The organism is Streptomyces akebiae, from assembly GCF_019599145.1.
GTDB classification, from domain to species: domain Bacteria; phylum Actinomycetota; class Actinomycetes; order Streptomycetales; family Streptomycetaceae; genus Streptomyces; species Streptomyces akebiae.
The window spans coordinates 10,178,330-10,193,179 of record NZ_CP080647.1; the positions used below are offsets into that span (position 1 = coordinate 10,178,330).

At 69.6% G+C, this 14,850-nt stretch carries 12 protein-coding genes and 2 pseudogenes; 11 read left to right on the forward strand and 3 right to left on the reverse strand.

The genetic code is table 11. The features are described 5' to 3' along the window. Nucleotides 1-92: 92 nt before the first annotated feature. Nucleotides 93-950 carry a helix-turn-helix transcriptional regulator gene (locus K1J60_RS44090; RefSeq protein ID WP_220651142.1) on the forward strand — a complete coding sequence of 286 codons (858 nt, stop codon included), beginning with the start codon at nucleotides 93-95 and terminating at the stop codon, nucleotides 948-950. Nucleotides 951-1,108: 158 nt separating this feature from the next. Here K1J60_RS44090 and K1J60_RS44095 read toward each other — a convergent pair whose 3' ends face one another. Together K1J60_RS44095 and K1J60_RS44100 are read right to left on the reverse strand one after the other, a co-directional pair. Then, nucleotides 1,109-2,419, reverse strand: a complete 1,311-nt coding sequence (locus K1J60_RS44095; RefSeq protein WP_220651143.1) for a cytochrome P450 — start codon at nucleotides 2,417-2,419, stop codon at nucleotides 1,109-1,111. An 89-nt stretch (nucleotides 2,420-2,508) separates the two neighbouring features. After that, a complete protein-coding gene (locus tag K1J60_RS44100) occupies nucleotides 2,509-3,192 on the reverse strand; it encodes a TetR/AcrR family transcriptional regulator (protein ID WP_220651144.1) in 684 nt (227 codons plus the stop codon). A 101-nt stretch (nucleotides 3,193-3,293) separates the two neighbouring features. Here K1J60_RS44100 and K1J60_RS44105 point away from each other — a divergent pair, with 101 nt between their 5' ends. The 10 genes and pseudogenes from K1J60_RS44105 (at nucleotide 3,294) to K1J60_RS44150 (ending at nucleotide 14,136) form a co-directional block, all read left to right on the forward strand. Beyond that, a complete protein-coding gene (locus K1J60_RS44105; protein ID WP_220651145.1) occupies nucleotides 3,294-4,880 on the forward strand; it encodes an acyl-CoA mutase large subunit family protein in 1,587 nt (528 codons plus the stop codon). 257 nt (nucleotides 4,881-5,137) lie between these two features. After that, nucleotides 5,138-6,624, forward strand: a pseudogene (locus tag K1J60_RS44110) (acyl-CoA carboxylase subunit beta). Nucleotides 6,625-6,639: 15 nt separating this feature from the next. Beyond that, entirely contained in the window at nucleotides 6,640-6,849 is a 210-nt protein-coding gene (locus K1J60_RS44115) for an acyl-CoA carboxylase epsilon subunit (protein WP_220651146.1), read from the forward strand. A 35-nt stretch (nucleotides 6,850-6,884) separates the two neighbouring features. Continuing rightward, nucleotides 6,885-7,343 carry a hypothetical protein gene (locus tag K1J60_RS44120; protein WP_220651147.1) on the forward strand — a complete coding sequence of 153 codons (459 nt, stop codon included), beginning with the start codon at nucleotides 6,885-6,887 and terminating at the stop codon, nucleotides 7,341-7,343. Then, a pseudogene (locus tag K1J60_RS44125) lies at nucleotides 7,340-9,111 on the forward strand (acetyl/propionyl/methylcrotonyl-CoA carboxylase subunit alpha). Before K1J60_RS44120 ends, K1J60_RS44125 begins: the two are co-directional and overlap by 4 nt. A gap of 200 nt (nucleotides 9,112-9,311) precedes the next feature. Next, a complete protein-coding gene (locus K1J60_RS44130; protein WP_220651148.1) occupies nucleotides 9,312-9,776 on the forward strand; it encodes a winged helix-turn-helix transcriptional regulator in 465 nt (154 codons plus the stop codon). 623 nt (nucleotides 9,777-10,399) lie between these two features. Further along, the gene (locus K1J60_RS44135; protein ID WP_220651149.1) at nucleotides 10,400-11,743 is read left to right on the forward strand and encodes an SCP2 sterol-binding domain-containing protein; all 1,344 of its coding nucleotides are present in this window, start codon (nucleotides 10,400-10,402) and stop codon (nucleotides 11,741-11,743) included. A gap of 63 nt (nucleotides 11,744-11,806) precedes the next feature. Then, nucleotides 11,807-12,769 carry a PDR/VanB family oxidoreductase gene (locus K1J60_RS44140; RefSeq protein ID WP_220651150.1) on the forward strand — a complete coding sequence of 321 codons (963 nt, stop codon included), beginning with the start codon at nucleotides 11,807-11,809 and terminating at the stop codon, nucleotides 12,767-12,769. A gap of 15 nt (nucleotides 12,770-12,784) precedes the next feature. Then, nucleotides 12,785-13,726 carry a serine hydrolase gene (locus K1J60_RS46560; RefSeq protein WP_259408204.1) on the forward strand — a complete coding sequence of 314 codons (942 nt, stop codon included), beginning with the start codon at nucleotides 12,785-12,787 and terminating at the stop codon, nucleotides 13,724-13,726. Nucleotides 13,727-13,869: 143 nt separating this feature from the next. After that, complete coding sequence (locus K1J60_RS44150) at nucleotides 13,870-14,136, forward strand: CocE/NonD family hydrolase (protein WP_220651152.1); 267 nt, start codon at nucleotides 13,870-13,872, stop codon at nucleotides 14,134-14,136. An 87-nt stretch (nucleotides 14,137-14,223) separates the two neighbouring features. On the opposite strand, the gene K1J60_RS44155 is transcribed toward K1J60_RS44150, so the two are convergent. Beyond that, nucleotides 14,224-14,829, reverse strand: coding sequence for a TetR/AcrR family transcriptional regulator (locus K1J60_RS44155; RefSeq protein ID WP_259408205.1), 606 nt, complete (start codon nucleotides 14,827-14,829; stop codon nucleotides 14,224-14,226). Nucleotides 14,830-14,850 lie beyond the last annotated feature (21 nt).

Consider the following 14,850-nt stretch of genomic DNA (forward strand, 5'->3'; position numbering starts at 1 on the left):
ACAGAGGCGTTACCGCGCCTTATGCTGCGCGCTGCTGACACATGCTGCGCGTCACGCACGGCGCCGACTACCCCCGGAAAGGGGCAGTGGCAATGCACTCCAGCACGGACACCTCCCTGCGGCCCGACGACGGGGACGCCTTCCGGCAAGCCCTCCGATCACTCCACCAGCGCTCGCGCATCCCGGTCGTCTTCGGCGGTCAGGTGCGCGAACACGTGCTGCACCTGTCGCAGTTCATCGGTGCCCGGACGGCTGCGCTGCGCGGCCTCGACGTGCGCGCCGAGACCGGCCTGGGCGGTCGCGTCCTGGCCAGTGCGCGGCCTGCCGCCGTGGCCGACTACGGGGCGGACCGGTCGATCACGCACGACTACGACGGCCCGGTGCACGCGGAGGGCATCCGTTCCGTCGTCGCCGTTCCCGTGGTCGTGGCCGGAGCGGTACGTGGCGTGCTGTACGGCGCGAGCCGGGGCACCACACCCCTGGGGGACAGGGCGACGGACGTGGTCGTGGACGCCTCGCGACGGCTGGCCGGCGAGGTCGCCGTACGGGATGAGGTCGATCGGCGCCTGCGGCTGCTGCGGGTCGCGCAGAGCGAGCCCGCCGGGGACCGGTTCATGGTCGAGGAGGTCCGCGAACTCCACGCGGAGCTGCGGATGATCGCTCAGGACGTCGAGGACGACGCCCTTCGCGCCCGGCTGGGCGCGGCGTCCCGCCGCCTGGCCGCCCTCGGCGCGGCACCGGAGCCCGAGCCGGTCACGCCACTGTCGCCCAGGGAAATCGACGTGCTCGCCCAGATCGCCCTGGGCTGCACCAACGCCGAGGCAGGCCGCCGCCTCGGGCTCCGGACCGAGACCGTCAAGGCGTATCTGCGCAGCGCGATGCGCAAACTCGACGCCCGCACACGCCTCGCCGCGGTCGTCACCGCCCGACGGCGGGGTCTGCTGCCGTAGGGGCGGTCGGCCGCGCGCCGAGGACGCGACCGTGGTGACCGCGGTGACCGGTGCCGGCCCGCGCGTCCCCGAGCTCGCGGAAGGGCTGCCCCAAGCGTGCGGAAGGGCTGCCTCACACGTTCGGCCCGTGAGGCCACGGCTCCGACGTGCGGTCGCCGCTACTCGACGACCAGAGCCAGGGGCGCCCGGAACGACAACAGGCCGAGCATCGGCGGTTCCCCGGCGCCGACCGCCGGTCGGATGCCCGGCAGGCCGCGGGCCGCCGCCCGCAGGGCGACCGCGGCCTCCGTGCGTGCCAGCGAAGCGCCCGGGCAGCGGTGCCGGCCGGCGCCGAAGGCCAGATGGTGACGGATGTTCTCCCGGCGCGGACACAAGCGTTCCGGGGAGGGGAAGACCTCCGGATCGGATCCGCTGCCCAGGAGCATCACCAGCACCTGCGCGCCCGCCGGTAGGCGTACCCCGCTCACTTCGGTGGCCCGCGCCGTCACCCGGCGCCAGGTGGTCACGGGCGGCTCGCGCCGCAGGATCTCTTCCACCCAGGCCTCGGCCAGACCCGCTTCCCCGGCCACGCGCGGCCACATTGCGGACTCGGCCAGCGCCCGGCGCAGCACGGTGGTGATGAGCTGCCCGGTCGTGGACTGGCCGGCGATGAAGACGAAGAAGCACACCCCGACCGCGGTCGCGACGTCCAACGGCCTGCCGTCGGGCAGCCGGTGCCGGGCGAGCGCCCCGATGAACGAGTCGGGGGCGGCCGTCCCGCCGCGCACGGTGTCGGTGAGCCACTGGTGGAACTCCACGACGAGCTTCGCCAGCTCCAGCTGACGTGCGAGCGGAGGCCTGCCCCAGAACAGCTCCAGCGAGGCGTCGCTCCAGCGGATGAGGGTGGCGGGATCCACTCCCCGTATACCGAGGAGCTCCATCAGCACCTTGCAGGGGAGGAGCTGCGCGAACCAGGTGAACAGGTCGCAGTGGCCGGTCGAGTCGAGCTGCGACCGCACCTCGTCGAGCAGTCCGTCGGCGATGCGCTCGATCACGGGTACGGCGTCCGCGACACGGTTCGCGTGGAAGAACCGGGTGACCAGCCGGCGGAGTCCGGGATGGGTCGGGGTGCCGTTGTTGGCGAGCGCGGGCGGAAGGGCGAAACCGCCACGGGCGAGCACCCGCAACACGGCGACGGGCAGCGGGGTGACGCTGTGCTGGGCGTTGTCGGGAAGGAAGACGTCCGGGTCCAGCAGTACGTGGCGCACGTCCTGGTGGCGGCTGACCAGCCAGAGCCCCGTGGCCGGGTCGTGGTGCACGGGAGCCTCGGACCGCAGCCGGTCCAGCCAGGGGTAGGGGTCGCGGACAAAGGGGTCGCCGAACAGGTCGAGCAGACCGAGCGGATCACGGGTGCCCGGAATTCCGTGCCCCGGGCCGTGCCCCGCCGCGCCGCCGCCGGGTGCCCATGCGTCAAGAGCTGGGGAGATCACGGCCGGAAGCTAACACGCACCGGATGCGGTACCCGAGCGTATGTGCGCGGCATCACTCGGTCACCCTCCCGACGCCGCCGACCCCACGCTCAGTGCCCCGATTCGCCCTCGACGAGGCGCCGCAGCTCGGGGAGCAGGGCGTCGATGTGCTGACCGGTCCGGAACGCGACGACGGTGGTACCGCCCCCGACCTCCGGCGAGGCGCCGGGTGCCGGGAACAGCGCGAGCACCTCGCGCATGGCTTCGTCGATCTCCCTGACCGGATCGGGGGACTCGCCGCGCAGCCATCGGCGGAGCACGTGGTTGTGGGCCGCGACGACGGCCGCCGCCATGAGTTCGGCCCTCAGCGACGCCGACTCGGTCGGGTCTCCCATCCAGTCCGCGATGAACTCGCGGAACAGTCGCTGGTAGCGCGCCACACTGGCGATCTCCCGGTCGCGCAGGGCGGTCACCTTGCTGGTCAGCGCGTACCGCCGCCGAGCGAGATCGCCTTCGTCGATGTAGTGCAGCAGCACCAGGCGGACCGCGTCGGACACGGCGACCAGCGCGGTGCTGTGACTGGAGGTCGCCAGCCGGTCCCTGATCAGCTCCAGCAGCCGGTCGTGGTCCGGGAAGATGACCCCTTCCTTGGACCGGTAGTGCCGGAAGAACGTCGTACGTCCCACACCGGCCCGTTCGGCGATGTCGTCCACGGTGGTCTGCTCGTAGCCGCACTCGTCGAAGAGGGCGAACGCGGCGTCCGCCAGTCGCATCCGCGCAGATGGCTTGCTCATGACCACCCATCCTCTCCCGTCTCGGTGGCCGGATGTCTCTTGCCCTCTGTCATGGTACTGAGTACCGTTCGAGAGGCATCGAGTACCAAGGAGGTTCCGGCGTGAGTTCCGTTGCGGAGAGCGAGTCCGGCCTGCCGATCCGGCCGGTGTACGACGACCGGGCGCTGGCGGATTTCGACGCGGACGCCCAGCTGGGCGCTCCGGGCCGGTTCCCGTTCACCCGGGGCGTCTACCCGTCGATGTACACCGGTCGGCCGTGGACGATGCGGCAGTACGCCGGGTTCGGCACGGCCAAGGAGTCCAACGAGCGCTACCACGAGCTGGTCGGCGCCGGCACCGGTGGCCTGAGCGTGGCGTTCGACCTGCCGACGCAGATGGGGTACGACTCCGACGAGGCCATCGCTCGGGGCGAGGTCGGCAAGGTCGGCGTGGCGATCGACTCCATCGCGGACATGCGGACGCTGTTCCACGGGCTCCCGCTGGGCAAGGTGTCGACCTCGATGACGATCAACGCCCCGGCGTCGACACTGCTCCTGCTGTACCAACTGGTGGCGGCCGAACAGGGCGTGACCGGCGACCAGTTGACCGGCACGATCCAGAACGACGTGCTCAAGGAGTACATCGCCCGCGGCACCTACATCTTCCCGCCGAAGCAGTCCCTGCGGTTGATCAGCGACATCTTCGCCTACTGCCACCACGAACTGCCGCGCTGGAACACCATCTCCATCTCCGGTTACCACATGGCCGAGGCCGGAGCCACGCCCGCGCAGGAGATCGCGTTCACCCTGGCCAACGCCAAGGAGTACGTGCGAACCGCGATCGACGCGGGCCTGGACGTCGACGACTTCGCGCCCCGCCTGTCCTTCTTCTTCGTCGCCCGGACCACGCTGCTGGAGGAGATCGCGAAGTTCCGTGCCGCACGCCGTATCTGGGCCCGCGTCATGCGTGACGAGTTCGGCGCCAAGAACCCCAAGTCCCAGATGCTGCGCTTCCACACCCAGACCGCCGGCGTGCAGTTGACCGCACAGCAGCCCGAGGTCAACCTCGTCCGCGTCGCCCTCCAGGGCCTGGGCGCGGTCCTCGGCGGCACACAGTCCCTGCACACCAACTCCTACGACGAGGCCATCGCGCTGCCGACCCAGAAGGCGGCGCGGCTCGCCCTGCGCACCCAGCAGGTCATCGCCTACGAGACGGATGTGACCAGGACCGTGGACCCGTTCGCCGGGTCGTACGTCATGGAGTCGATGACCGACGACCTGGAGGCGGCGGCGCTGGAGCTGATCCAGGCCGTCGAAGACCGCGGCGGCGCGGTCGCCGCGATCGAGGAGGGCTTCCAGAAATCCGAGATCGAGAAGTCCGCGTACCGGATAGCGCTGGAGATCGACAAGCAGGAACGGACCGTGGTCGGGGTCAACAAGTACGTCCTCGACGAGGAAGAACCGTACGAACCCCTGCGCGTCGACCCCCGGATCGAGACCGACCAGTGCGAACGCCTCGCCGCTCTGCGCCGAGAACGCGACAGCTCCGCGGTCGGACGTGCCCTCGACGCCTTGCGGTCCGCCGCGCAGGGCACCGACAACGTCATGCCCCTGATGCGCGAGGCCCTGGCGCTGCGGGCCACGGTCGGCGAGGTCTCTCACGCCCTGCGTGACGTCTGGGGCGTGTACGTACCCCGTGACACCTTCTGACTCATGAGAGCGAACCACTTTCCAGGCGGTCCGCGGCCACCGCTTCCGGTGCGCTCCACGAAGCCACCCCGTGCCGTGCCACGCCGCCCGGCGCGGGCTGACCTGACAGCCCGCGACGACATCAGCAAGAAGGGATCCATCCGGTGAGCGCCGAGCCCACAGGTCCGTCCGAGACCGACATTCACACCACCGCGGGGAAGCTCGCGGATCTGCAGCGCCGTATCCACGAGGCGACGCACGCCGGCTCCGAGCGCGCGGTGGAGAAGCAGCACGCCAAGGGCAAGCTGACGGCCCGTGAGCGGATCGAACTGCTTCTCGACGAGGACTCCTTCGTGGAGTTCGACGAGTTCGCCCGGCACCGCTCCACCGACTTCGGCATGGAGGACAACCGCCCCTACGGCGACGGCGTCGTCACCGGTTACGGCACGGTCGACGGCCGCCCGGTGGCCGTGTTCTCCCAGGACTTCACCGTCCTGGGCGGATCCCTGGGCGAGGTCTTCGGCCAGAAGATCATGAAGGCGATGGACTTCGCGCTGAAGACGGGCTGTCCGGTGATCGGGATCAACGACTCCGGCGGTGCCCGTATCCAGGAGGGCGTCATGGCCCTGGGCATGTACGGCGAGATCTTCCGCCGCAACACCCACGCCTCCGGAGTCATCCCCCAGATCAGCCTCGTGGTGGGCCCGTGCGCGGGCGGCGCGGTGTACTCGCCCGCGATCACCGACTTCACCGTCATGGTCGACCAGACCTCGCACATGTTCATCACCGGCCCGGACGTCATCAAGACGGTCACCGGCGAGGACGTCGGCTTCGAGGAACTGGGCGGTGCCCGCACCCACAACGCCACCTCGGGCGTGGCCCATCACATGGCGGGCGACGAGAAGGACGCCATCGAGTACGTCAAGCAGCTCCTGTCGTACCTGCCCTCCAACAACCTCAGCGAGCCCCGGCCTTCCCCGAGCAGGCGGACCTCGCCCTGACCGACGAGGACCGCGAACTCGACACCCTCGTGCCGGACAGCGCCAACCAGCCGTACGACATGCACACGGTGGTCGAACACGTCCTGGACGACGGCGAGTTCTTCGAGACCCAGGCCCTGTTCGCCCCCAACATCCTCACCGGCTTCGGCCGCGTCGAGGGCCACCCGGTCGGCATCGTCGCCAACCAGCCGATGCAGTTCGCCGGCTGCCTGGACATCGACGCCTCCGAGAAGGCGGCCCGCTTCGTGCGCACCTGCGACGCCTTCAACGTCCCCGTCCTGACCTTCGTCGACGTCCCCGGCTTCCTCCCGGGCGTCGGCCAGGAACACGAGGGCATCATCCGCCGCGGCGCCAAACTCATCTACGCCTACGCCGAGGCCACGGTGCCCCTGATCACGGTGATCACCCGCAAGGCCTTCGGCGGCGCCTACGACGTCATGGGCTCCAAGCACCTGGGCGCCGACCTCAACCTCGCCTGGCCCACCGCCCAGATCGCCGTGATGGGCGCCCAGGGCGCGGTCAACATCCTGCACCGCCGCACCATCGCCGCCGCCTCCGACGAGGAGCGCGAGGCCGTCCGCGCGCGTCTCATCCAGGAGTACGAGGACGCCCTCCTCAACCCCTACACGGCAGCCGAACGCGGCTACGTCGACGCCGTCATCCCGCCCTCCGAAACCCGCCGCCACCTCGTCCGCGGCCTGCGCCAACTCCGCACCAAGCGCGAGTCCCTCCCCCCGAAGAAGCACGGCAACATCCCCCTCTAGGCCACAGGAACTGCCATGACGATCAAAGTCGTAAGGGGAAACCCGACCCCGGAGGAGCTGGCCGCCGCACTGGCGGTGGTCCGCGCCCGCGCGGCAGCGGCCGCAACCGTGCCGGAGTGGCCCGAGCAGCCCAACCAGTGGGCCGACAAGAAGCACAACATCCTCGGAAGCTCCCTCGCACAGCCCGGGCCGACAGCCTGGCGTACCTCTTGCTGGCCCCGTTGAACGAGCCGAGCCCGCCCAAGACCCCTGGAGCGCGTATGTATGCCCGCCAAGAAGACACGGAGCGGTCCGACGCCGCCCCGGCTCCGTACGCCCGCGTGGTGATCGCCGAACGCGGCCTCGTTGCACACGGCACACGAGGATTCGCCCCGGCCTCGCGTGACGAAGGCTGTGACGTGACCCGCGCCGACCTGAACCCGGCATCGGCACAGATCGTCGCCGTCGTCATCACCCAGGACGTGCCGAGCACACAACCCGCCGGACCTTCGGGTGCCCACCTGCCGATGGTGGACGCGATGATCGAGCGGCTGGAGCAAGAAGAGGCGGGCGGCGTCCGCGTTCTGGTCGGAGGCATCGTCCCGGCGGCCGGTGGTCTCGCGCTGGACAACGCGAAGATGGACGTGGCCCCCCATCCCCACTCGGACAGCGGCAGGGTTGTCGAGGGGGAGCGGCGGCTCACCGTTCCGGTGGACATGCTGCTGGAGTGGGCATGCTGACCAAGGTGTTGATCGCCAACCGAGGCGAAATCGCTGTCCGCGTCGCCCGGGCGTGCCGGGACGCCGGGATCGCGAGCGTGGCCGTGTATGCCGATCCGGACCGGGACGCGCTGCATGTGCGGGCCGCGGACGAGGCGTTCGCGTTGGGCGGTGACACTCCGGCGACCAGCTATCTGGACATGGGCAAGGTGCTCCAGGCGGCGAAGGACGCGGGTGCGGACGCGGTCCACCCGGGCTATGGGTTCCTCTCGGAGAACGCGGAGTTCGCGCAGGCGGTCCTGGACGCGGGTCTGATCTGGATCGGTCCGCCGCCGCAGGCGATCCGTGACCTGGGCGACAAGGTGGCGGCCCGTCACATCGCCCAGCGTGCGGGCGCCCCGCTGGTCGCGGGCACTCCCGACCCGGTCGCGGGCGCGGAGGAGGTCGTGGCGTTCGCGCGGGAGCACGGTCTGCCGATCGCGATCAAGGCGGCCTTCGGCGGTGGCGGACGCGGTCTGAAGGTGGCCCGCACCCTGGAGGAGGTGCCCGAGCTGTACGACTCCGCCGTGCGTGAGGCGGTCGCGGCGTTCGGGCGGGGCGAGTGCTTCGTGGAGCGCTACCTCGACAAGCCCCGCCACGTGGAGACGCAGTGCCTGGCCGACTCCCACGGCAACGTGGTCGTGGTCTCCACCCGTGACTGCTCCCTGCAGCGCCGCCACCAGAAACTGGTCGAGGAGGCCCCCGCCCCTTCCTGTCCCCGGCGCAGAACGAACAGCTGTACGCGGCGTCGAAGGCGATCCTGAAGGAGGCCGGCTACGTCGGCGCCGGCACGGTGGAGTTCCTCGTCGGCGCCGACGGCACGATCTCCTTCCTGGAGGTCAACACCCGCCTGCAGGTCGAGCACCCGGTCACCGAGGAAGTCACCGGCATCGACCTGGTCCGCGAGATGTTCCGCATCGCCGACGGCGAGGAACTCGGCTACGACGACCCGCCCCTGCGCGGACACTCCTTGGAGTTCCGCATCAACGGCGAGGACCCCGGCCGGGGCTTCCTGCCCGCCCCCGGCACCGTCACCACCTTCACCGCCCCCACCGGCCCCGGCGTCCGCCTGGACGCCGGCGTGGAAGCCGGCAGCGTGATCGGCCCGGCCTGGGACTCCCTGCTCGCCAAACTGGTCATCACCGGCGCCACCCGAAAGCAGGCCCTGCAGCGCGCCGCCCGCGCGCTTCAGGAGTTCACCGTCGAGGGCATGGCCACCGCGATCCCCTTCCACCGCGCAGTCGTCACCGACCCGGCCTTCGCCCCCGAACTGACCGGCTCCACCGAACCGTTCACCGTCCACACCCGCTGGATCGAGACCGAGTTCGTCAACGACATCAAGCCCTTCGCGGCCCCCGCCGACACCGACACCGACGACGACGCCGACCGCGAGACCATCGTCGTCGAGGTCGGCGGCAAACGCCTGGAAGTCTCCCTGCCCGCCGCCCTGGGCATGACCCTGGCCCGCACCGGCCTCGCCGCCGGCGCCAAGCCCAAACGCCGCGCCGCCAAGAAGTCCGGCCCGGCCGCCTCCGGCGACACCCTCGCCTCCCCCATGCAGGGCACCATCGTCAAGGTCGCCGTCGAAGAAGGCCAGGAAGTCAAGGAAGGCGACCTCGTCGTCGTCCTGGAAGCCATGAAGATGGAACAGCCCCTCAACGCCCACCGCTCCGGCACCATCAAGGGCCTCACCGCCGAAGTCGGCGCCGCCCTCACCTCCGGCGCCGTCATCTGCGAAATCAAGGACTGACCCACACAGCCGAACAACCGCATCCCCGCGCCCCACGCTTCAGGGGCGCGGGGATGTGCGCGACCAGCCCCACACCCGTACCCGCGCAACCCTGCCTACGCCGTCCACCGAGGCGCTGCGCGCACCGCCCGCCCCACGAGTGAGCGTCCCGCACCCCTCGAACCAGTCAGTTGCTTGATGCAACGTGATACATTCGCAGTATGTTGGGCCAAACGTACGACAGTCAGCTGTGCTCCATCGCCAGGACTCTGGAGGTTGTGGGCGAGCGCTGGACCTTGCTGATCATTCGCGACGCGCAGCTTGGCCTGCGCCGGTTCGAGGAGTTTCAGGACAGTCTCGGTATCGCACGCAATGTGCTCACCAACCGCCTCTCCAAGCTGGTCGACGAGGGGCTGCTGGATCGGGTCAGTTACCAGGAGCGGCCGACCCGCTACGAGTACCAGCCGACGAGCAAGGGCAAGGCCCTGCTCACCGCGGTGCTCGCCCTGATGCACTGGGGCGATGAGTACGCCGCGGATCCGGCCGGCCCTCCGCGGATCACGAGCCATGTGGGATGTGGAGGCAACGTCCGGGAGCAGCTCGTGTGCACCACCTGCGGACAGGTCGTGGGCCCGGACGCCGTTCACCTGCTTCCCGGCCCGGCGCTGACCGGCCAGCCGGCCTGACATCCGAGACGCTCCCCGATGGACTTGCCACCCGCCGGACTCTCAACGATGCCCCTCCGTGGCGTGACCTGTCGCGCCGCTGACGGCGAGCGCCGCCCGTCGGGGTGGCGTTCGCCGTGACTGCGGAGACGGTGACCGGCGGCGCGCGGTCCGCCTCTGCCTGAGCAGCGGGCGTGCCCGCTGACCTCTCGCCGCGTTCTACTTCTGCGACATCCCGCCCGGCTTCTTTCGGCTTCGTTCGTGACGCCGCGAGGGGCCGGGCCCCTCCCTTTCTCTCCGGTCCCTTTCTCTCCGGCGGCAGCGGTAGTTGCCTGCCGACCGGATGGCGAATCCCTGGCGCACCTCCCGCCTCTGGCCGCCGTGAGTGAACCACCCGGGCGCACCCCTTACCGCTGCCGCTGCCCCGGCCGGTCGCTGTAGTCGCCAGGGGCGCGGCCCGTGCTCGCGGCTCAGCGAATGGAACCGCTGAAGTCCCTTGGCCGACTCGGCGGTTGGGCTCGTATGCAGCGGAAACGCAACAGAATGATCGCGGGCTCCCTGCAAAGTTGCTTCACGAAACTCACGCGGCTAAGGTTCGAGTTGCTTCATGAAACTTGCTCACACCCACCGTGAGGTGACGCTCCATGGCCAGGAACAAACTCGAAGACCATCCCACCGTCGTCCAAGCCCGCCGACGCGACCGCACCGCCACCCGGCCCGCCGAGCCGCTGGACGCGGCGTGGCTGCGCCAGCTGTGTCTCGACGCGGGCGCGGACGACGTCGGCTTCGTCGAGATCGACCGGCCGGACATCGCCGACCAGCGAGAGGACCTCGGTGCCGCGCTGCCGGGTGTCCGGACGTTGATCAGCTTCGTGACCCGAATGAACCGGGAGAACATCCGCACTCCCGCGCGCTCGGTCGCCAACCTGGAGTTCCATCACACGGGCGACCACACCAACGAGGTCGGTCGGCACGTGGTGGGCGAGCTGGAAGCGATGGGCGTGCGTGCCATCAACCCCGCGATGGGTTTTCCGATGGAGATGGACAATTTCCCCAGGAAGGTGTGGGTCGTCTCGCACAAGCCGGTCGCCGTGGCGGCGGGGCTCGGCAAGATGGGTATCCACCGCAATGTCATCCACCCGAAATTCGGCAACTTCATTCTGCTGGGCACGATCCTTATCGATGCCGAGGTCAGCGAATACACCCGGCCGATCGAGTACAACCCGTGCCTGGAATGCAAGCTGTGTGTGACGGCCTGCCCGACCGGGGCGATCGCCTCCGACGGTCACTTCAACTTCTCCGCCTGCTACACGCACAACTACCGCGAATTCATGGGTGGCTTCGGTGACTGGGCCGAGCAGGTCGCGGAAAGCCGTAACGCCCACGACTACCGGGCGCGAGTGAGCGACAGCGAGAGCGCCTCGATGTGGCAGAGCCTGTCCTTCGGCGCCAACTACAAAGCGGCCTACTGCATGTCGGTCTGCCCGGCCGGCGAGGACGTCATCGGCCCTTGGCTGGACGACCGCAAGGCGCATCTGACCCAGGTCGTACGTCCACTGATGGACAAGGAGGAGACCGTCTACGTCGTCCCGGGCTCCGACGCCGAGCAGCACGTGGCCGACCGGTTCCCGAACAAGCGCACGAAGTATGTGGCGATGAGCTTGCGAGCGAACAGCATCGACGGTCTGGTGGAGGGCCTGCCGCTGATCTTCCAGCGCGAACAGGCCAAGGACATCTCCGCCACCTACCACTTCACCTTCACCGGCGACGAGTCCCGGCAGATCACCGTGACCATCCGCGACCGCGAGCTCGATGTCGCCGACGGACATCACGGTGAGCCGGATCTCAGGATCACCGCCGACACGCGCACCTGGCTGCGTTTCCTCGCCAAGCCGTCGATGTTGGCGTGGGCGCTGGTGCGTCGCCAGATCAAGCTGCAGGGCTCCCCGCGACTGCTACGTGACTTCGGCCGCTGCTTCCCGTCCTGATCGGCCAGAAGCCGGAGAAGAACGCATCACCGAATCATCACTGTGAGAAGGGAAAGACGGATCATGAGCACTCTCGGCGCCGAAGTCGAGTTCGACCTCGTGGTGGAACGCAAGGAGACGATGGCCGAAGGCGTCGTGCTGTTGACGCTGCGCGACCCGGAAGGCCGTCCCCTGCCGGAATGGCAGCCCGGAGCCCACATCGATCTGATACTGCGAGCCGACCTGGTCCGGCAGTACTCACTGTGCGGAGACCCGGGGGACCGGTCCCGCTTTCAGCTCGCGGTGCTGCGGGAACCGGAAAGTCGCGGCGGGTCGAGCCATGTGCACGACGTGCTCGCGGAAGGTGAGTCGGTGCGCATACGCGGGCCACGCAACCACTTTCCGCTCGTGAAGGCCAAGAGCTACCTGTTTATCGCGGGCGGAATCGGGATCACCCCCATCCTGCCCATGGTGGCAGCCGTCAACGCGACCCGCGCCGACTGGCGCCTCGTCTACGGGGGCCGCACCCGAGCTTCGATGGCGTTCGGTGAGACCCTGCAGCGGGCCTACGGAGACCGGGTGAGCCTGCGGCCGCAGGATGAGTACGGGCTGCTGGACCTGCCTTCGCTACTCGGCAAGCCGCAACGGAAGACCGCTGTCTACAGCTGCGGCCCGGAACCGCTCCTCGCGGCGGTCGAGGCAGGCTGCGCGAAGTGGCCGAGCGGATCTCTGCACCTGGAGCGCTTCGCGCCGAAGCAGGACCTCGCCGCCGGGCCTCAGAGCAGCTTCGAGGTCGAGCTGGCCCAGTCCGGCAAGACCTTGCTGGTCTCTGAGGACATGTCGATTCTTGAGGCCGTCGAAGCTGCCGGTGTGCCGGTGATGACCTCCTGCGAGGAGGGAATCTGCGGGACCTGCGAGACGAAGGTGTTGGCCGGGGACATCGACCACCGCGACTCGGTCCTGAACGACCAGGAGCGCGCCGCGGGCGACACCATGATGATCTGCGTCTCCCGGGCCAAGGGAAACCGGCTGGTCCTCGACGTCTGACCCACTGCGGGATCGATGACGGGCGCGTCAGCCCGGCCCTTCCACCACAAGCGGGACGGCGCGCCTCACCGTTTCAGCTCTCCACTCCGCGCTCATCACCCGCACTGCCCGAGCGGCCCCGTGCCGCGGCCGGTACTCGATGAAGCCGATCGGGAATCCCGTCCTCTGACTGTCTCGGTCAGGCCGGGGGCTCCGACCGGACTCGCTCACTCCGAAGGTCGCGCTCAGGTCGCGCTCGTCGTACTCGCCCGCGCTTTCTCGCCTCGCCGGCGCGGGCGAACACGGCCGCCGTCATGCCTTCCACCCACCTGCCGTCGGCCCGCGCACCCTGCAAGCGCCGTCACGGCAGGCAGCGCAGCTTTTCCCAGCGGGGGCGAGTCACTCGCGGACGTTCTCCTCACCGTGGTCGGATCTGTCTCACGACACGGCCGGCACCCATGGCGCCTACGTCGTCTCGCGTTGGATGAGGGTGAGGATGTCCCGCGCGGCGGGCCGACTCGGCGCTGCGGGGGCCGGAGCGCCGACCGTCGAGAGGATGCCGACGGTGAGATTGTCGGCTGCTCCAGCCCCGCTTCGAGCCTGTCGCGGACGCCTTCACCGACAATTTCCGCCACCGCGGCGACACAGCGGCGGCTGTACGCGGCCACGGTCGGCGAGGTCGACGGAGTCAGACTGCTGGACCCGGACAGCGTCCGCGATGCCCTCGTGGTGCGCTCCGAGGGCCGCCCGTTCGTGGGCCCCGACACGGGCAGCGGCTGGGGCACCGGCTTCATGACCAGCTCCACCCACCGGCCGATGATCGGCCCCGGCAGCTTCGGCCACGGCGGGCTGGGCGGCTGCCTCGGCTTCGCGCACCCGGAATCAGAGATCGCCTTCGCCTACCAGACCGCACAGCCCGGTGGCCTTCCCGACGACCGGGCCGACGCGCTCAGCCGCGCGCTACGCGCCTGCCTGTGAAGCCCGGCTCCGGCAGGCCACCTCCGCACCGGTCCACCGAAGAACGAGAGATCAGGCCATGACCACGACACGTCCGCGTCCCACCGCTCTGGCACCCCCGAGCCCTGGCCGTCCGCACGGCGGACCGGCTCCTGACCCGCCTGATGAGGTTGCCGGGCACCGGACAGGGCTACCGGGTCGAGCGGAACCTGCCGACGCCCGCGCGCGACGGCGCCGTCCTGGTGACGGACCACTACGCCCCTCGCACCAGCCGGCCGAAGGGCACGGTCCTCATACGCACACCGTACGGACGCGGCTTTCCCAGCAACCTGGAGGCGAGGGTCCACGCGGGCCGCGGCTATCACGTCGTGCTGCAGAGCTGCCGCGGCACGTTCGGCTCCACGGGAGACTTCTATCGAACAGACCTTTGAGCGCGGCGCCTGCCCGACACCGGGTCCGCCTGCTGACAGCGGGCGGGCTCCCACTCCATCCGAGCGACGCATCGCTGCCGCCGGGCTTTACCTGGGCGTCGAAACCTGATCCCTGGGTGAGCTGACAGCCGCGGAAGGAGGCTCGGATGCGTCCTGCCCCGAACTGAGTCCGTCCAGCAGGAGGTCCCCGAGCTCGGAGAAGGCATCGCCGGCGGTCAGGCCGGTGCTCTCCAGAAGGGCCCCCGACTGGACTGCGTCGATGGTCACCGCCACCACCTGGGCGGCGAAGTGTCCGTTGAGTGCGCGGAAAACGCCGGCCCGCACGCCCTCCTCGATCAGTTCGTGGACGCGGTGCGCGGCAGCGGCGGAGTTCTTGTGGTAGATCCGCGCCGTCGGCTCGTAACCCACCATGTCGTCGTAGAAGGCGTGGGAATGCCGACGCATGGCCGTGCCGACGCCGACGAGGTAGACCCGGATGCGCTGCCTCGGATCGGGCTCGGTCTGAACCGCCTGCTCGATCTCGGCTGTCGCATTCCGGAAGAAGGTGCGGGTGACCGCCAGCACCAGCTGTTCCTTCGTGGAGGCGAGGCTGTACAGCGTCGCCTTGGAGCAGCCCAGTCGTTGGGCCAGCTCATCCATGGTCACCGCGGTGAAGCCTTCGGCGAGGATGATGGCCTCGGCCTGGCGCAGCAACTCCTCCCGTCGACGAGTGTC

Bases quoted from the DNA above. Each gene is read 5' to 3' on its own strand.
- K1J60_RS44090 (WP_220651142.1), top strand. From the start codon at position 93: ATGCACTCCAGCACGGACACCTCCCTGCGGCCCGACGACGGGGACGCC.
- K1J60_RS44100 (WP_220651144.1), bottom strand. From the start codon at position 3,192: ATGAGCAAGCCATCTGCGCGGATGCGACTGGCGGACGCCGCGTTCGCC.
- K1J60_RS44115 (WP_220651146.1), top strand. From the start codon at position 6,640: ATGACGATCAAAGTCGTAAGGGGAAACCCGACCCCGGAGGAGCTGGCC.
- K1J60_RS44120 (WP_220651147.1), top strand. From the start codon at position 6,885: ATGTATGCCCGCCAAGAAGACACGGAGCGGTCCGACGCCGCCCCGGCT.
- K1J60_RS44130 (WP_220651148.1), top strand. From the start codon at position 9,312: ATGTTGGGCCAAACGTACGACAGTCAGCTGTGCTCCATCGCCAGGACT.
- K1J60_RS44135 (WP_220651149.1), top strand. From the start codon at position 10,400: ATGGCCAGGAACAAACTCGAAGACCATCCCACCGTCGTCCAAGCCCGC.
- K1J60_RS44140 (WP_220651150.1), top strand. From the start codon at position 11,807: ATGAGCACTCTCGGCGCCGAAGTCGAGTTCGACCTCGTGGTGGAACGC.
- K1J60_RS46560 (WP_259408204.1), top strand. From the start codon at position 12,785: ATGACGGGCGCGTCAGCCCGGCCCTTCCACCACAAGCGGGACGGCGCG.
- K1J60_RS44150 (WP_220651152.1), top strand. From the start codon at position 13,870: ATGAGGTTGCCGGGCACCGGACAGGGCTACCGGGTCGAGCGGAACCTG.